Here is a 15,412-nt window from a genome sequence, read left to right on the forward strand (position 1 = left end):
TCAATATCCTTTTGCCCTGAAAACGCCGTACGCCGCAAGAGGGATGCTGTGTGCGATCCTCCCGTCGGCTATCATGGCATCCAGTTCCTGTCTTGTCACCTCGACAGGCTCTATATCCTCGAAAGGGTCAAGGTTCAGTTCCTTCACCTTTTCGCAGTCACTGGCAACATAAGCATAGCAGAAATTGTCCATAAAAGCCGGATTAGGGCGTATCTTTGACAAAAGCGTCAGACCGCCTGCAAATCCTGTCTCCTCCGTCAGCTCGCGAAGGGCGCCTGTATCGGCATCCTCACCCGCTTCCAGAGCGCCGCCCGGAAATTCGTATGTGACCTCTCCGGTGGCGATGCGGAACTGTTTTACAAGGATAAACTTCCCCTCTTTCGTGATGGGGATGATCACAGCCCAGTCCTTCATGCTGACAACGGTGAAAGTCCCCGTCTGTCCGTTCTTTGAAAAGTGATAGTCGCGATGCTCTATCTTAAGAACGACGTCTTTGAACTTCTCACGTCTGTCTTTCAGGGTCCAGTGCTGTTTCATATCAGAGTATAAGTCCGCTGTCTGATGAACCGCCGCCGAAACCGCCGAGGTTTCCTGCTATTTTGATGTTTGATTTTGTTTCAACATATTTGTTCGCAAGGTCTGCGGGAGTATCTTTATATTCGTATACAACATGGTCAAGTCTGATGCTGCCGCGCACTTCGTCTTCAAAGGGAAAACCGAAAGGTACGATGGCTATCTGAAGCGAGCCTGTATGCGTGGGCATAGCCTGAACAAGAACAACGTCTTTGCAAACGCCTGCCTCTTCGTCTTTGATACCTATTATGGTCTCGCCTGAAACCAGTTTTGCAAACATTATATTATCAACCATTGCTATTCTCCTTTTTTGCCTTTCAAATGGAGAAATACTGTATCACATCAAAAAAAAATATTCAGCATAAAATATCTCAAAACACTGGAAAATATGATAAAAAGCCTTATATTTTCTGAAAATGGTTTTCAATAGGCGGACATGGACTTTTTCTTATTGACAATAGCCTGCTTACACCTTATTAAAGCCTTAGAAGACATTATGGAGGTATGATATGGCTTACACTATCAACGATAGCTGCACTAACTGCGGCGTATGCGAAGACGAATGTCCTGTGGGTGCTATCAGCGAAGGCGACGATGCAAGAATGATCGACCCTGACACCTGCACAGACTGCGGCGCCTGCGCAGAAGTATGCCCTGTTGACGCTATTGACGCGTAATTAACGGCAAAAAACGAATTTTCATATAGCCCTGTGTAACGCAGGGCTTTATTTTAAATATAAATACTACAGGACAGCTAGGATATGGGAATAATAGGAACGGTCAGAGAAGAGATACAAACTGTTTTTGAACGCGATCCGGCGGCAAAGAGCAAGATAGAAATTCTGCTCTGCTATCCCGGACTTCACGCCATGATATTTTACAGGGCGGCGCACTGGTTCTGGATGCGGAAAATGTTCCTCATAGGAAGAGTATTATCACACACCGGAAGATTTTTCACCGGAATTGAGATACACCCGGGCGCAACCATTGGAAAAAGGTTTTTCATAGACCACGGAATGGGCGTTGTAATAGGCGAAACGGCAGAGGTCGGCAACGACGTAACAATATATCAGGGAGTGACACTCGGCGGGGTAAGCCTTGAAAAAAAGAAGCGCCACCCCACCGTGGAAGACAATGTTGTCATCGGTTCAGGTGCAAAGATTCTGGGTTCCTTCACAGTACATAAAAACGCAAAGATAGGATCAAACTCCGTTGTGGTAAAGGAAGTCCCCGAAGACGCCACAGTTGTCGGCATCCCGGGCAAGATCGTCACCAACGGAAAAGAGCAGTCCGCAAAGTTCGACCACAACCTTCTGCCCGACCCGGTGGCAAGAACAATAACAGATATGGCGACAAGAATGTGCCATATGGAATCCGAGATAAACAATCTCAAAAAAAAGCTGGAACTGTATGAAAATAACGACTAAAAGCAGGTATGCAATCCGCTCCATATTTGCGCTGGTACTGCTCGGCGGCGACGAAAGACCCGTCACCCTGACACAGATAGCAGAACACGAGGATATCTCGCGCAAATATCTGGAACAGATATTCATAAAGCTCAAAAAGAGCGGCATTGTTGAAGGCTCAAGGGGCGCACAGGGAGGATATATCCTCGCGAAACCGGCAAAAATGATCACTCTCAAGGAGGTCATATACGCCATGGACGGTCCCGTTTCGGTATCCGACTGCACCAACGAAAGCGTATGCTGCAATTTCGACAACTGCGGCATAAACTGGCTTTGGAGCGGGCTGAAAAAAACTGTGGACAATTACCTTGAGAATATTACTATATATGACCTAAAGAGACAGGCAACAGGAGGGAATAATGTCAATTTATCTTGACTACAGCGCAACCACGCCGATAGACCCGCGGGTCTTTGAAGCGATGATCCCATATTTCAAAGAAAAATTCGCCAACCCTTCCAGCATCCACTCGCTCGGACGCATCGTCCGCGAGGATGTGGACAAAGCCCGCGCCACAATAGCAAGATCCATCGGTGCGGAACCCCATGAAATTATCTTCACCGCCAGCGGTTCCTCTTCGGACAACATGGCGATCAGAAGCATAGCGGAGAAATTCGCAGACAGGGGCAAGCACATAATCACATGCGCGATAGAGCACAAAGCAGTTCTTCAAACCTGCAAGTATCTGGAAAAACACGGATATGAAGTGACCTATCTTCCTGTGGATAAGGATGGTTTGGTGAGTGTTGAGGATTTCAAAAGTGCCATCAGACGCGACACTATCCTCGTTTCAATTATGCTTGTAAACAACGAGATCGGCTCAGTTCAGCCAATCCGTGAGATATCCGAAATAGCCAAAAAACACCAGATATTCGTCCACACCGACGCCGTTCAGGCGATGGGTAAGATGAAAATCGACGTCGGCGAACTCGGAGTAGACCTGCTCACCTTTTCCGGACACAAAATATGCGCACCCAAAGGCATCGGCGTTCTTTATGTAGACGAAAACCTGAAAGACGACATGATCCCCCTTGTTTTCGGCGGAAGTCAGGAATTCGGACTGAGAGCCGGAACAGAAAACGTACCGAATATCATCGGTCTTGCAAAAGCCTGTGAAATAGTCACCGAGGAACTTGACGAAGAAGCGGCACGCATCAGACATCTGCGCGACCTTTTTGAGAACAGGATACTCAGCGAAATTCCACAGACATATGTGAACGGCAGCAGAGAAAAGAGAGTTTGCAGCGTTTCAAATATCGCTTTTAAATTCATAGAGGCGGAAGCGCTCATGATATATGCTGACGAGATATGCTGTTCCACAGGAAGCGCGTGTACGTCCGAAAGCGTGGACGCGTCCCACGTTCTTTACGCCATCGGAGTCGATCCGGTCGATCTCCACGGTTCCATCCGTTTCAGCTTCGGCAGATTCAATACCGAAGAAGAGGTTAACCGTGCGGTGGACATGATAAAGGACAGCGTGGTAAAACTGCGCGCCATGTCTCCCCTTGCTCAATAACGATTCCACAGATAAAGCGGCGGCGCGGGACAGATATCTGATACCCGTGCTTGCCGCGTATTATTTTCTTCACTACAGCACTCTGGGGATAATCTATCCCTATTTCGGATTCTATTTCAAACAAATGGGTTACACAGGAACGGAAATCGGAATCTTCCTGTCCATTCTTCCTGTTGTCTCTTTCACCTGCACAAGCCTCTGGGCGGACATTTTCACAAGGGTTAAACGGCGCAGGCTCTTCATGGTGACAGGCATACTGGTTTCCTCCTTCGCACTTGTACCCATATACTTTATCCACAGCAAGCCGCTGACGGCAGTCCTTCTGGCGGTCTTTGCCTTTGCCCGCACAGGAATACTTCCGGTTATAGACAGTTTCGCATCGTCACTTAACGACCGTATGCCATACGGCAGGGTTCGCATTTACGGGTCTGCCGGATTTATACTGACTTCAACTGCGACAGGCTTCTTTTTCGACAGCTTCGGCGCGGGTGCTTTCATACTGCTTTATACTTTTTTCAGTCTTCTTTCGGTTTTTCCCGCACTGCTTGCGGATTATGACACAAGCCTTTTCAAACCGAGGGAAAGGAGTGAAAAACGCCTCAGTCCTGAATTAAAAATATTCTTCGCAGGCGTCACCATATATCTGTCGTCATACGCTTTTTTAAGCAATTTCTTCAACATAAAGGTCGCAGAGGCAGGATTCGGTCAGACCTATGCGGGATATATGTGGACGGTGGGCGTTCTTGCTGAAATGTTCTTCATGTACAATCAGGAACGTGTGCTGAAAGTCATGCGCGTGGAATACATCATGATAATCTCCATGCTTCTGGGCGGCGTTCGATATTTCGCAACGGCAATGACCGATTCGCTTTTCCTTCTGTTCATCTTCTCCGCTTTCCACGGGTTCGCTTACGGAACCTTCCACATAAGCATCATGAAATTTTTCCGCACAAAACTGCCGGAAGGGTTGAGACTTAAGGCGCAGACAATTTACTCCGGCGTGGGCTACGGGCTTGGAACTGTCATCGGGTCGTTCATATCCGGCATGGTATATGATCACATGGGATTGAAACCTGTTTTCTTCACCGCATTTTTCTTTTGTATCGCCGGTGCATCTGTAATATATTGGTACATGGGCATAGAGGAGAAAAATGGCAGCAAACAAGGTTGATACGCTCCTTGCGGAGCTTGAAACACTGGCACAGCAGCTTGGCATACGCCTTCGGTACGAATCCACCAGGGCAAAGGGCGGACTCTGTCAGGTTGACGGAAAATTTCAGTTCATTCTGGACAGAAAGGCGGCGAAGGATTTTCGACTGCTTATGCTGGCGCGCGCCATAAAAACTTTCGATCTTTCAAACATGTACATAAGCCCGAAACTGCGGGAGTATCTTGATGAAGAGGTCTGACATAAAGGCGGTATACGACCTTCTGGAAAAAGCGTATATCGAGATGGACGAACCCTCCGTTACAAAAATATCCAAACAGACGAAACGTGACCCGTTTCGGGTTCTGGTGAGCTGTCTCATCAGCCTGCGCACAAAGGATGAAGTGACGCTGGCATCATCGGAAAAACTTTTCGCAAAGGCGGACAACCCCGCAGATATGATTAAACTTTCTGAAGAGGAAATAGCAAAACTGATCTATCCGGCAGGGTTTTACAAAACAAAAGCAAAAACAATTATAAACATTTGTCATATATTAATAAACGAGTTCAATTCAAAAGTTCCTGACGATATAGACACCCTTGTCACCCTGAAAGGCGTGGGCAGAAAAACCGCAAATCTTGTAATCGTAGAGGGTTACGGCGAACCGGCAGTGTGTGTTGATACTCATGTTCACCGTATTTTTAACCGATTAGGGTATGTGAAGACAAAAACGCCCGAAAAAACGGAAACCGAACTGCGCAAATATCTCCCGAAAGAGTACTGGATACGCATAAACGAGATACTTGTGGCATACGGACGGGAGATATGCAGACCCGTGTCGCCCCGTTGTTCCGCTTGCGGGCTTGACAGCTTTTGTGATAAGAACGGCGTAACAACACGGAGGTAGTATGCGTCAGCACAATATAGATGAAACAGACAAGCTGATACTGAACATGCTTGTGAAGAATGCCAGAACATCTTATGCGGACATTGCAAAAGCGGCGGATATGAAATCGCCGTCCGTCATAGACAGGATAAAAAGGCTTGAAACACTTGGCATAGTGAGAAATTACACTGTCGATATCGACTATAAACAGCTCGGTTACGACGTTATCGCCTTCATAGGCATCTCCATTGACAATGCGAAACACATCGACGATTTCGAGATAACCATACAGAATCTGGACGAAGATATTCTCGGCTGTCACCATGTCACAGGCGACTTCACCTTCCTTCTGCACGTTGTTACAAAAAATACGGATTCCCTCTCCCGCCTTATAAAAAAGATACGCAACGTTCAGGGCGTGGACAAGACAAACACAATTCTGGTGTTCTCCACCAAGCTCGATAAAAAGAGACCCGTATGAGATTCAGTGTCGTCATCCCCGTTTACAACAGAACAGACACGCTACGCACGGCGATTGAATCCGTTCTTTGTCAGACGTTCAAAGACTATGAAATAATAGTTGTGGATGACGGTTCCGACCTTTCCGTTGCACATTGTCTCAGACCGTATATGGGACTGATAAACTACATCAGACACGACAGAAATCAGGGTGTCAGCGCCGCACGCAACACAGGAATCCGCGCCGCAAAGGGAGACTACATAGCGTTTCTGGACTCCGACGACGTATGGCTGCCCACAAAACTGCAAAAGCAGAACGACATTTTCGACAAAGGCTGGCTGTTCTGCTTCACAGACGAGTTCTGGTACAAAACCGACAGGTTCGTGAACCAGACTGACAAGCACGCGAAATACGGCGGTCAGGTTTTTTCAAAACTTCTGGACATGTGCCGCATGAGCCCGTCGTCAACAGCGATGCACAGAAGTGTGTTTATGTCGTGCGGTTTTTTCGACAGCAATATGCGCGTCTGTGAAGATTATGACCTCTGGCTGCGCATCTCCGCAAAGCATCACATCCACTTCATTCAGGAAAAACTGATAATCCGCAGAGCCGTAACTGACGATCAGTTAAGCAAAAATATAATGTTTATAGAATCCATCAGACTGGTTTCTCTCGCCAGACTTGTGCGGTGCAAAAAACTGACACTGGCTCAGAAAAAAGCCGCGATGAATGAAATAAGCAGAAAATTCGATATAGTGCAGAGCGGTATAAAACGGTTTTAATTCTTGCAATATAGGGGGTTTATATGTATGCTGAAATATTCACTACAATAAAAAGGCAGCCCTATGAATAAATATATAGTTTTAGTCCTATCACTGTTCGCATTCGCGGCATGTGCGCCGCTTACACCCCGTCCCGCAGGTTCCGACGATCTTTCTTCCTCCACAGCAAAATCAACAAAAGTCCAGGATGAACCACTTTTCCTCAATCAGCCAGAGGAAACTGCACCCGACGGCTTTGACAAATACAGCGTTCCGGCTTTCCTTGATGACATAAATACCAGAGAACTCGTTATTTACGATGTTCTTAAGAAACAAACAGATTTCCACCTCGACCAGAGCGATTCGGAATACGGAAAATACGACACCATACCCCTTGTTGAAGAGGACAGATTCAATTCATACGTTACGCTCTTCACCGACAGATACGCCACTACATTTCAGAAATGGCTTAACCGCTCTAATCAGTATATATACATCGTCCGCGACATCTTCCGCAGAGAGGGTGTGCCGGATGACCTGACATACCTGCCCTTCACAGAGAGCGGGTTCAACCCCTCCATAACATCCCATGCAGGCGCATGCGGTATGTGGCAGTTCATGAAGGGAACAGGCAAAATGTACGGTCTGGACACAAATTTCTGGGTTGACGAGCGAAGAGACTTCGAGAAAGCGACGAGAGCCGCCGCACGCCACCTGAAAGACCTTTACAACAGCCTTGGCGACTGGTATCTGGCTCTTGCCGCATATAACGCAGGACAGGGCAAGATAACAACAGCTATAAAACGTTACGGTACAAACGATTTCTATGAACTCTCCTCCAGAGAGAAAACATATCTCAGACCAGAAACAAAGGACTACGTTCCGAAATTTCTGGCACTGCGCTACCTTGCGCGCAACTATCAGGAGTTCGGATTTGAAACGCCAAACGGTCTGCCCATGCTATATGAAAAGGTCACTCTGTACAGCCAGTCTAACCTGTATGTAATCGCTGACCTTCTTGAAACAGATATAGAAACACTGCGGGAGCTTAACCCCGAACTTATGACACCAATGACTCCCCCCGTCAGCGAATACGTTCTGCGTGTTCCTTACGGCAAGCGGATTGAACTTGAAAGCAAACTTGAACATGTTACAGACGAGGAACTTGCGCAGTTTTACGTCGTGAAGGCGAAGGCGGGCGAAAGCCTCGACGCCATCGCTTCCGAATACGGTCTCAACTCCGCAGAGCTTAAAAAAGCCAACGGATTCACACTTAACCGTGTGATGAAAGATACATATGTTTTCGTTCCAATCCCCGATGTGTACGACGAGGAACTGAACTCCGACTTTGCAGGGGAGCTTAAGAGATACAACCCGAAAATCCACATCGTGCGCAAAGGCGAAACTTTCTACGGCATCGCGGCAAGATACGGTCTCTCTGCTGACGAACTCTCCGCCATGAACAACGATATGTCTCCCAGACGACTTCGCCGCGGACAGTCCCTTGTTATCTCAGATACATACTACAGCGACAAAGATAAACGCATCGCCATTACAAAACCCCTTAAATCTCAATCAGAAAGAGCAAACACATCAGTAAGCTATAAAGTAAGATCAGGCGATAACCTGTTCCGCATCGCCAAGAAATTCGGAACAACAGTTGCCGACATCAGAGACGCCAACGGCATCAGAGGCAACAATATAATGGTCGGTCAGACCCTTTCAGTTCCCGCAACATCAGGCAAGGCAAGACAGGCATCGTCTGCTAAATCCACAAAATACAAAGTCAGAAGCGGTGACAACCTCTGGGCAATCGCCAAGAAATTCGGCACAACTGTTGACGATATCAAAAGAATCAACGGCGTGGGTAAAGGAATCCGCCCCGGTATGGTACTGAGAATAGACTGATTATACGCATGAATTCCTCCATCCATGGAGAATTCATGAAACGCGCTGGTCGGCAAAGCCTCCCGTCGCTCACGTTTCAATCGTTCAGCAAACAAGTCTGCTGAACTCGTTTCACGAGGTTTCATCCTGAAACCTCAGACGACATAATATACAAAGCCGCGTTCCGAAAGGTTCGCGGCTTTTTTTATTTCACGTGCCTTTAATTGACTGGTAGGTTCGAGCAGTACAAGGAAGATGTGATGAGAGGGCTGCGAGCATACATATTAGTATGTGAGCAGTTCCGAAGAGCAGCTGACGCCGTAATGCGACGAATATAACAGTCAATCAGCTAGATGCGTTTGTCGCGGGTGATAATGGCATATGCCGAATGATTGTGTATACTCTCCATATTCTCGCTTGAAACCTCAAACCAAACAACACGATCTTCAGCCATCAACTTCGTTGCGGCATTGCGCACCACGTCCTCAACAAAGGTGGGGTTTTCGTATGACTGTTCAGTGACGTATTTCTCGTCCTCTCTTTTAAGGAGCGGAAACACGGGGGAGGATGCCGAGGATTCGGCTATCTCTATTATCTCTTCAATCCACATGAGTTTTTTCATGCGGACGGATATTGTTATGTAACCGCGCTGATTGTGCGCGCCGTATTTGCTTATCTCTTTTGAACAGGGGCAAAGGGTCATTACTGGAACGCGTACTGAAATCAGAGCGTCGCGACCTTCGGGACCTGACGAACCGAAATATTCGCAGTAATAATCCATCATGGCTTCCTGTCCTGAAACGGGAGCTTTTTTCATAAGGAAATAGCTGAATGAAAGCTCGATGAAAGCCTCTTCGCTGTCCAGACGTTCCTTCATCTCGTCCAGAATATGCCCGACAGAATAAAGGTTTATGTCGTCCGAATGGCGGCTTAGAATCTCGACGAATCTGGACATGTGCGTGCCTTTGAAGTTGTGGGGAAGGCGCACATACATATTAATACGGGCTACAGTGCTCTGTTTGCCCTTGTCGCGGTCTGAGAGAACAACGGGATACCTGATATCTTTGATGCCGACTCTGTCAACATCAAGGTTTCTGTGATCCCTCTGGCTTTGAATATCTTTCAATATTACCTTCTCTTGCCCATACGCTGGTTGGCAAGAAACTGCTGATAAGGTTTTGCACCCTGAGGCATTTTTGCGCCGAGGTGCATCTGGAGCCACAGGTTTCCGTAGTTCTGCATTTTCAGTTTTTTACCGTTTTTAACAGCTTCCATAGCTGATTGCAGTCTTTCGTCCAGAGGGTTCTTGTCCGCACCCTTGGAAAGGATCACCACTGCCTTGTCGTTGTCGCCCTTTTCCATAAGGAAATGAGCGTAAAGGCTGTATAAAAAGCCCTGTTTAGGAGAGCCTTTGATAGCTTTGTCCATAATCTTGCAACAGTCTTCAAATCTGCCCTGTTTGAATCTGAGGGCGGCAAGCATACCCATAGACATCCAGTTTTTAGTGAAACCGTTGTTCAGATAGGGTTCCGCTTCATCAAATTTCTGATTTGTATAAAGGATAATACCTATCTGGGCATCTATCTGCTCTTTAACGAAGAACTGCCATTTGCCGAAGGGATACGCTTCTTTAAGTCTTTCGATAGCCTTGTCGGCGCGTCCTGCGGTAAGATCTTTTTCGACCAGTTTAAAGTGTTCTGTGAGCTTGTTCATGAATTTTTTGCCCACAAAAAAGTTGATACCCAAAACGCACACAACAAACAGGAATATCGGCCAGAAGATGCTGTATGTCAGAAAGTAGAGTATGAGAGAGATAACTGTTGATATTGCAACCGAAACTGCCAGTGTGTACATATTGAGATTCTCCAAATTATTATAAATCCACCCCAGCCCTCCTTTTATAAATGAGGGAGCTTTGTCTCCCCCTTTAACAAAGGGGGATTAAGGGGGATTTTCTTAATCCATTTAATGTAGTTCTATAAAAGGTGTAGGATTATATCATCAAGACCCGAATTTTCAAGCACAAATGCCGTCAGACACCGAACGCATTCTTAATATGTGTGATTTCCCCATTGTCTATGGATATCACGTCAAATCTCGCGGGCATCGGCTTTTTTCCCACCATATAGGTCTGCGCCGTGAGCAGAAGTTTTTCCTGCTTCTTTTTAGTTACGGATTCAAAGCCCATGCCGTATCCGCCGCTGCTTCTGGTCTTCACTTCCACAAAAATAAGAACGCCTTCCTTTGCGGCAATTATATCTATCTCGCCGAATTTACAGCGGTAGTTTTTATCAAGCACTTCGTAACCGTTCGCCAGCAGATATTTTTCCGCTTTTTTCTCGCCGCTCTGTCCCAGACCCAAAATCATATGAAGTTTCCGCAAAAGCTGATTCTGTGCAGAGGCGTCAGCCCGAATTTCCTGATTGCATCGGTATGCTTCTTCGTGCCGTATCCCTTGTTTGAATACCAGTCATAGTCGGGATATTCTATGTGCATCTTTGTCATGAGCGCATCGCGGAACACCTTCGCAACTATGGAAGCCGCGGCGACACACTGAAACTTGTCCTCCGCCTTGAAAGGATGTTCCATAGGCACTTTCACACCCTCAAGATTCACCGCATCCACGATAACCTTATGGTATTCAACAGTTATCTGCCCCAAAGCATCCATCATGGCGCGCTTTGTGGAGTTCAGTATATTTATTTCGTCGATGGTGGAGTTATCCACCAGACCGATGCCGATTGCAACCGCATTGGCACGGATAACACCGTCAAGAAGTCTGCGCTGTTTCTCCGGAATCTTTTTGGAATCAATCAGCCGTTCATCAGAAAAATTTTCAGGCAGAATGACGCAGGCGGCAACCACAGGCCCAGCCAGACATCCCCTGCCAACTTCGTCTATGCCGACAGTGAGCATGTTACGCTTTCTTCGCCTTTATCATTCTCTCAATGTAGTCAGCCACCTTATCAAGTCCCTCGCCCGTTCTGCATGAAGTGGTGAAAAACTCAAGCTCCGGCTGTATGCCCTTTGCGTATGCAATGCATTTTTCAACGCTGAAATCCACATAGGGGAGCAGGTCTATCTTATTGATGATATACGCAGAACCTGCGCGTGTCATAACTGGATATTTAGCCGGCTTATCGTCCCCTTCTGTAACGGAAAGCAGAACAACCTTCGCGTCTTCACCTAGGTCGTATTCCGCCGGACAGACAAGGTTTCCCACGTTTTCGATTATCAGCAGGTCAAGGTCATAGCCCAGCGTATTAAGCGCCCTTTCGATGTCGATCGCTTCAAGGTGGCATGCGTTTCCGGTGTTCACCTGAAATGCCTGAACACCTGTGGCGTTTATTCTGTCCGCGTCGTGGGTTGTCTGCTGGTCGCCCTCAACAACGGCTATTTTGTATTTATCTTTCAGCATCACCAGCACTTTTTCAAGAGTGGACGTTTTTCCGCTCCCGGGGGATGAAACAAAGTTAAGAACCGCAACATTCTTAAGCTTTTCGCGCATTTCCGCCGCTTTCATCTCGTTTTTGGTGAGTATCTTTTCCTGAATATTAACCGTTTTCATTAATCTACCTCAATTTCTGAAACTGTAAGTTCTTCGCCCGTAATGAGTTCAACCTCGTAAGACCCGCATTTCGAGCAGGCAAAGAACATCTCGTCATATGTATCCGTGGCTCCGCATTTGTTGCATTTCCCTGTAACGGGGACGCTGTCGATTATCAGAACGGATTCCGCGATAAGCGGGTATTCCTCTTTGATGGCATCGAAAGCAAATTTAAGAGCCTCGCCGTCAACGGCGGAAAGTCTGCCTATCTTCGCGGTCACGCTGCGGACAACCTTTGCGCCGTTGGCGTTTGCGGTGTCCAGCACAATCTCGATAAGGCTGCTTGCTATCCCAAGTTCGTGCATACCCTCTCCCGTCTGCTTTTTGTACATTTTCCAATGAGTTTAATGAGTTCAATCACCCGCCTGACCTCGCGTTCCAGTCTGTCTATGTCTGCGGAATTATCTATAATAAAGTTTGCATATTTCAGTTTTTCCTCTATGGGCATCTGTGCGTCGATTATCTTTTTCGCCTGTTCCTGAGTGATGCTGTCGCGTTTCATTACCCTTTGAAGCTGAACCTTAGGATCCGTATAGACCACCACAAGCCAGTCGAACCGTTTGTAACTGCCGGATTCCACCGTCAGCGCCGCCTGAGTAATGATTATAGCCTTGTCGTCCTTGCCCTTTATCCTGCCCACGGCTTTGGTTTCATATTCCAGAATGGCGGGGTGAACTATGCCTTCGAGTATTTTACGTTTTTCGGGGTCATTGAACACAATATTGCGTATCTTCGCTCTGTCAAGGGTCTCGTCCTCACGCACAACATCACGCCCGAACGCTTCCACCACGCCGAGATACGCTTTTTCACCGGGACTCATAACGATACGGCTTATTTCGTCCGTGTCGATACAGTAACAGCCGTGTTTTTCAAAGAACATCGCCGCCGTACTTTTCCCGCTGGCTATGTTGCCTGTGAGACCAAGATACATCTATACCCCGTAAATATTTCTGTAGACCGCGACCTTTTCTTCGTCTTTCAGGGTGCTGACAAGAACACACAGCTCATCAGGCTTGTACCCTTTACAGCCCCACGGTCTCTTTTCGTATATGGTGCAGAGGTTTTCAGGCGACAGATATTTGCACCTTTCCCCCGCTTTCTTCTCTATCTCTTTAATATCGAATGCCGTACAGCAGGTGCCGCACAAAAGGCAGTCTATCTTATTTTCCATCTTTCACTATTCTGTTGGTCAGCTTTCCGATGCCGTCTATCTCAACGTCAACCGTGTCGCCGATTTTAACACTGCCAACTCCGGCGGGAGTTCCTGTGGCAATGATGTCACCCGGCAGAAGGGTCATTATCTCGCTCATGAACTCTATCAGAGCGGGAACATCGTTTATCATCAGGTCGGCGGTGCCGTCCTGTTTCAATTCGCCGTTCACAAACGTTTTTATGCGCGCTTTGCGCCAGTCAAAATCAGTCTCTATGACGGGACCGATGGGTGCAAAGGTATCAAAACCTTTGGCGCGTGCAAATTTGCCGTCAAGCTTCTGCAGATCTCTCGCTGTGTAATCGTTTATACAGGTGTAGCCGAAGATAACGCTCTCTGCCTGTTCCCGTTTGACCTTTCTGCATTTCTGACCGATCACAACCGCAAGCTCACCTTCATAGTCCACATGCTGGCTGGTGCGCGGGAAGAAAACTTCGCCGCCCTGACCTGTTACAGCAGTGGAGGGCTTTATGAATATCATAGGCACTTCGGGAACCTCGTTGCCCAGTTCTTTCGCGTGTTCTGTGTAGTTGCGTGCAACGCAGACCAGTTTTGAAGGGTAAACAGGCGGCAGATATTGTGCTGTCTTCGCGTCGCGCACTCTGTCGGTCACCACATATTCGCCGAAGAATGAACCCTCTATCTCGCGGATGAGGTCTCCGTCAACTATCCCTTTCTTCTCTGCAAGCCCGTCCAGAAATCTGCAAAATTTCATAATAGCCTCTATAAATACTTATCTTTAATATATTTTTCTGCACACTCAAGGGTCATAAGTTCCCGCGAGGCAAGCTTAGGGCGAACGTCTGCGATTATCTCGCCCATGAGCTTTCCCGCAGGTACACCCATAGCCATCAGCAGACCGCCGTTTATCTTCATGGGCGTTTCAAAGTCCACATAGCCCATCTCTATCATAACACGGTGAACGTAAGTTTCAATATCCCAAACTTCTGTGCCTTTTTGTGCGGCAAGAAGACCGTATATCTGCAGCGCGTCCCGAACCTCGTCAGGGTATTCGTATATAAGCCTTCGCAGAACGAACGTGTCGCCTGCTGTGCTGCTATCTGCAAGTTTACCTGCCAGTTCCGCCGTTCGCAGAACGTTTTTGAGAGCGCGTGTCGAAAGCCCTGCCGAGTTCACAAAATCTCTGGCGGCAGGCTGGTCAGCAACCATCGCCGCGAAGAAGAACTCCGCACCATAGGAAAGTTTCGCCGCCTCAACCGTCATGGCTGTCAGTTTTATTCCTTTGAAAACCTCTGGAAAAAGCCCGCATTCGTTCATGGCGGCAACGGCAATCCCCGCGTACTGACCGCAAAGAAGTTTTGAAAGCTCCTGCAGTATCCTTTCGGATGCGGAACGCTCTATCATGCGTTTTTCTGCGGCAACCTTGGTCATGGTTTCGTCGGCTATGACGAACCCCAGCTGAGCCTGAAAACGGAACGCCCTGAGCATCCGCAACGGGTCGTCGGAAAAAGTACGCTCCGAGACGTGACGTATCACCCCCGCATAAACGTCCGCAGGGTCGCCTATAATATTCCCCTCAAAATCCATCGCAAGATTATTGACTGTGAAGTCCCGCATCAGCAGGTCTTCCTCTATGGTTTCGCCTCTCGGCTTTGAAATGTCAAACTCTGTGTTCGGACATACAAGACGGATATTGTCTTTAAACTCCACCCATGCGGAGGGCAAAAGAACACGGATTGCTGATGCAAAGTCTTTGTAGTCATGCGAAAAGCACACCAGATCGACATCGGCAACCGGTCTTTGCAAAATGACATCGCGGACACATCCGCCAACCAGATATGCCCTGAAACCGCCCTCGTTCACCAATGCCCTAAGCTCTGAAAAGAAAGGTATGCTCATCCCTTATCCCAAAATAATATATAAATAGTTAAGCGGTATC

The 15,412-nt window shown here is 47.5% G+C and carries 22 protein-coding genes; 10 read left to right on the forward strand and 12 right to left on the reverse strand.

Annotated elements, in window-relative coordinates:
* Both LRY47_RS08650 and LRY47_RS08655 read right to left on the reverse strand, forming a co-directional pair.
* Positions 1–537: an NUDIX hydrolase gene (locus tag LRY47_RS08650; protein WP_295224295.1), complete on the reverse strand. Its 537-nt coding sequence runs from the start codon at positions 535–537 to the stop codon at positions 1–3.
* Between the two features lies 1 nt (position 538).
* Positions 539–868 (reverse strand): hypothetical protein, encoded by a 330-nt coding sequence (locus LRY47_RS08655; RefSeq protein WP_295224298.1) that lies wholly within the window; start codon positions 866–868, stop codon positions 539–541.
* Between the two features lie 214 nt (positions 869–1,082).
* On the opposite strand from LRY47_RS08655, the gene LRY47_RS08660 reads away from it, so the two are divergent.
* The 10 genes from LRY47_RS08660 to LRY47_RS08705 all read left to right on the forward strand — a co-directional run bounded on the left by LRY47_RS08660 (position 1,083) and on the right by LRY47_RS08705 (position 8,716).
* A complete protein-coding gene (locus tag LRY47_RS08660) occupies positions 1,083–1,250 on the forward strand; it encodes a 4Fe-4S binding protein (protein ID WP_132872022.1) in 168 nt (55 codons plus the stop codon).
* 84 nt (positions 1,251–1,334) lie between these two features.
* Positions 1,335–2,000: a serine O-acetyltransferase gene (cysE, locus tag LRY47_RS08665; protein ID WP_295224303.1), complete on the forward strand. Its 666-nt coding sequence runs from the start codon at positions 1,335–1,337 to the stop codon at positions 1,998–2,000.
* Entirely contained in the window at positions 1,984–2,415 is a 432-nt protein-coding gene (locus LRY47_RS08670; protein WP_295224305.1) for an Rrf2 family transcriptional regulator, read from the forward strand. Before cysE ends, LRY47_RS08670 begins: the two co-directional genes overlap by 17 nt.
* The gene (locus LRY47_RS08675) at positions 2,399–3,553 is read left to right on the forward strand and encodes a cysteine desulfurase family protein (protein ID WP_295224307.1); all 1,155 of its coding nucleotides are present in this window, start codon (positions 2,399–2,401) and stop codon (positions 3,551–3,553) included. Before LRY47_RS08670 ends, LRY47_RS08675 begins: the two co-directional genes overlap by 17 nt.
* Positions 3,543–4,724: an MFS transporter gene (locus LRY47_RS08680; RefSeq protein ID WP_295224310.1), complete on the forward strand. Its 1,182-nt coding sequence runs from the start codon at positions 3,543–3,545 to the stop codon at positions 4,722–4,724. The genes LRY47_RS08675 and LRY47_RS08680 overlap by 11 nt, the downstream gene beginning before the upstream one ends.
* On the forward strand, positions 4,705–4,962 hold the full coding sequence (locus tag LRY47_RS08685) for a hypothetical protein (RefSeq protein ID WP_295224312.1): 258 nt from the start codon (positions 4,705–4,707) through the stop codon (positions 4,960–4,962). Before LRY47_RS08680 ends, LRY47_RS08685 begins: the two co-directional genes overlap by 20 nt.
* A complete protein-coding gene (gene nth, locus LRY47_RS08690) occupies positions 4,949–5,608 on the forward strand; it encodes an endonuclease III (protein ID WP_295224315.1) in 660 nt (219 codons plus the stop codon). Before LRY47_RS08685 ends, nth begins: the two co-directional genes overlap by 14 nt.
* 1 nt (position 5,609) lies before the next feature.
* Positions 5,610–6,068: an Lrp/AsnC family transcriptional regulator gene (locus tag LRY47_RS08695; protein WP_295224317.1), complete on the forward strand. Its 459-nt coding sequence runs from the start codon at positions 5,610–5,612 to the stop codon at positions 6,066–6,068.
* Complete coding sequence (locus LRY47_RS08700; RefSeq protein WP_295224319.1) at positions 6,065–6,829, forward strand: glycosyltransferase family A protein; 765 nt, start codon at positions 6,065–6,067, stop codon at positions 6,827–6,829. Before LRY47_RS08695 ends, LRY47_RS08700 begins: the two co-directional genes overlap by 4 nt.
* 63 nt (positions 6,830–6,892) lie before the next feature.
* Positions 6,893–8,716, forward strand: coding sequence for a LysM peptidoglycan-binding domain-containing protein (locus LRY47_RS08705; protein WP_295224321.1), 1,824 nt, complete (start codon positions 6,893–6,895; stop codon positions 8,714–8,716).
* 328 nt (positions 8,717–9,044) lie between these two features.
* Here LRY47_RS08705 and folE2 read toward each other — a convergent pair whose 3' ends face one another.
* The 10 genes from folE2 to LRY47_RS08755 all read right to left on the reverse strand — a co-directional run bounded on the left by folE2 (position 9,045) and on the right by LRY47_RS08755 (position 15,372).
* Positions 9,045–9,821 (reverse strand): GTP cyclohydrolase FolE2, encoded by a 777-nt coding sequence (gene folE2 / locus LRY47_RS08710; RefSeq protein WP_295224324.1) that lies wholly within the window; start codon positions 9,819–9,821, stop codon positions 9,045–9,047.
* A gap of 2 nt (positions 9,822–9,823) precedes the next feature.
* Positions 9,824–10,549 carry a tetratricopeptide repeat protein gene (locus LRY47_RS08715; RefSeq protein WP_295224326.1) on the reverse strand — a complete coding sequence of 242 codons (726 nt, stop codon included), beginning with the start codon at positions 10,547–10,549 and terminating at the stop codon, positions 9,824–9,826.
* A 178-nt stretch (positions 10,550–10,727) separates the two neighbouring features.
* Positions 10,728–11,063 (reverse strand): YraN family protein, encoded by a 336-nt coding sequence (locus tag LRY47_RS08720; RefSeq protein ID WP_295224328.1) that lies wholly within the window; start codon positions 11,061–11,063, stop codon positions 10,728–10,730.
* Positions 11,060–11,611 (reverse strand): ribonuclease HII, encoded by a 552-nt coding sequence (locus LRY47_RS08725; RefSeq protein WP_295224330.1) that lies wholly within the window; start codon positions 11,609–11,611, stop codon positions 11,060–11,062. The genes LRY47_RS08720 and LRY47_RS08725 overlap by 4 nt, the downstream gene beginning before the upstream one ends.
* Before the next feature lies 1 nt (position 11,612).
* Entirely contained in the window at positions 11,613–12,263 is a 651-nt protein-coding gene (hypB, locus tag LRY47_RS08730; RefSeq protein WP_295224333.1) for a hydrogenase nickel incorporation protein HypB, read from the reverse strand.
* Entirely contained in the window at positions 12,263–12,607 is a 345-nt protein-coding gene (locus LRY47_RS08735) for a hydrogenase maturation nickel metallochaperone HypA (protein ID WP_295224335.1), read from the reverse strand. Before LRY47_RS08735 ends, hypB begins: the two co-directional genes overlap by 1 nt.
* Positions 12,589–13,233: a dephospho-CoA kinase gene (gene coaE, locus LRY47_RS08740; protein ID WP_295224337.1), complete on the reverse strand. Its 645-nt coding sequence runs from the start codon at positions 13,231–13,233 to the stop codon at positions 12,589–12,591. Before coaE ends, LRY47_RS08735 begins: the two co-directional genes overlap by 19 nt.
* Positions 13,234–13,473, reverse strand: coding sequence for a YkgJ family cysteine cluster protein (locus LRY47_RS08745; RefSeq protein ID WP_295224339.1), 240 nt, complete (start codon positions 13,471–13,473; stop codon positions 13,234–13,236).
* The gene (locus LRY47_RS08750; protein WP_295224341.1) at positions 13,463–14,227 is read right to left on the reverse strand and encodes a fumarylacetoacetate hydrolase family protein; all 765 of its coding nucleotides are present in this window, start codon (positions 14,225–14,227) and stop codon (positions 13,463–13,465) included. The genes LRY47_RS08745 and LRY47_RS08750 overlap by 11 nt, the downstream gene beginning before the upstream one ends.
* An 8-nt stretch (positions 14,228–14,235) precedes the next feature.
* Positions 14,236–15,372: a hypothetical protein gene (locus tag LRY47_RS08755; protein WP_295224344.1), complete on the reverse strand. Its 1,137-nt coding sequence runs from the start codon at positions 15,370–15,372 to the stop codon at positions 14,236–14,238.
* Positions 15,373–15,412: the final 40 nt, after the last annotated feature.

The organism is Seleniivibrio sp. (assembly GCF_021209385.1).
GTDB lineage: Bacteria > Chrysiogenota > Deferribacteres > Deferribacterales > Geovibrionaceae > Seleniivibrio.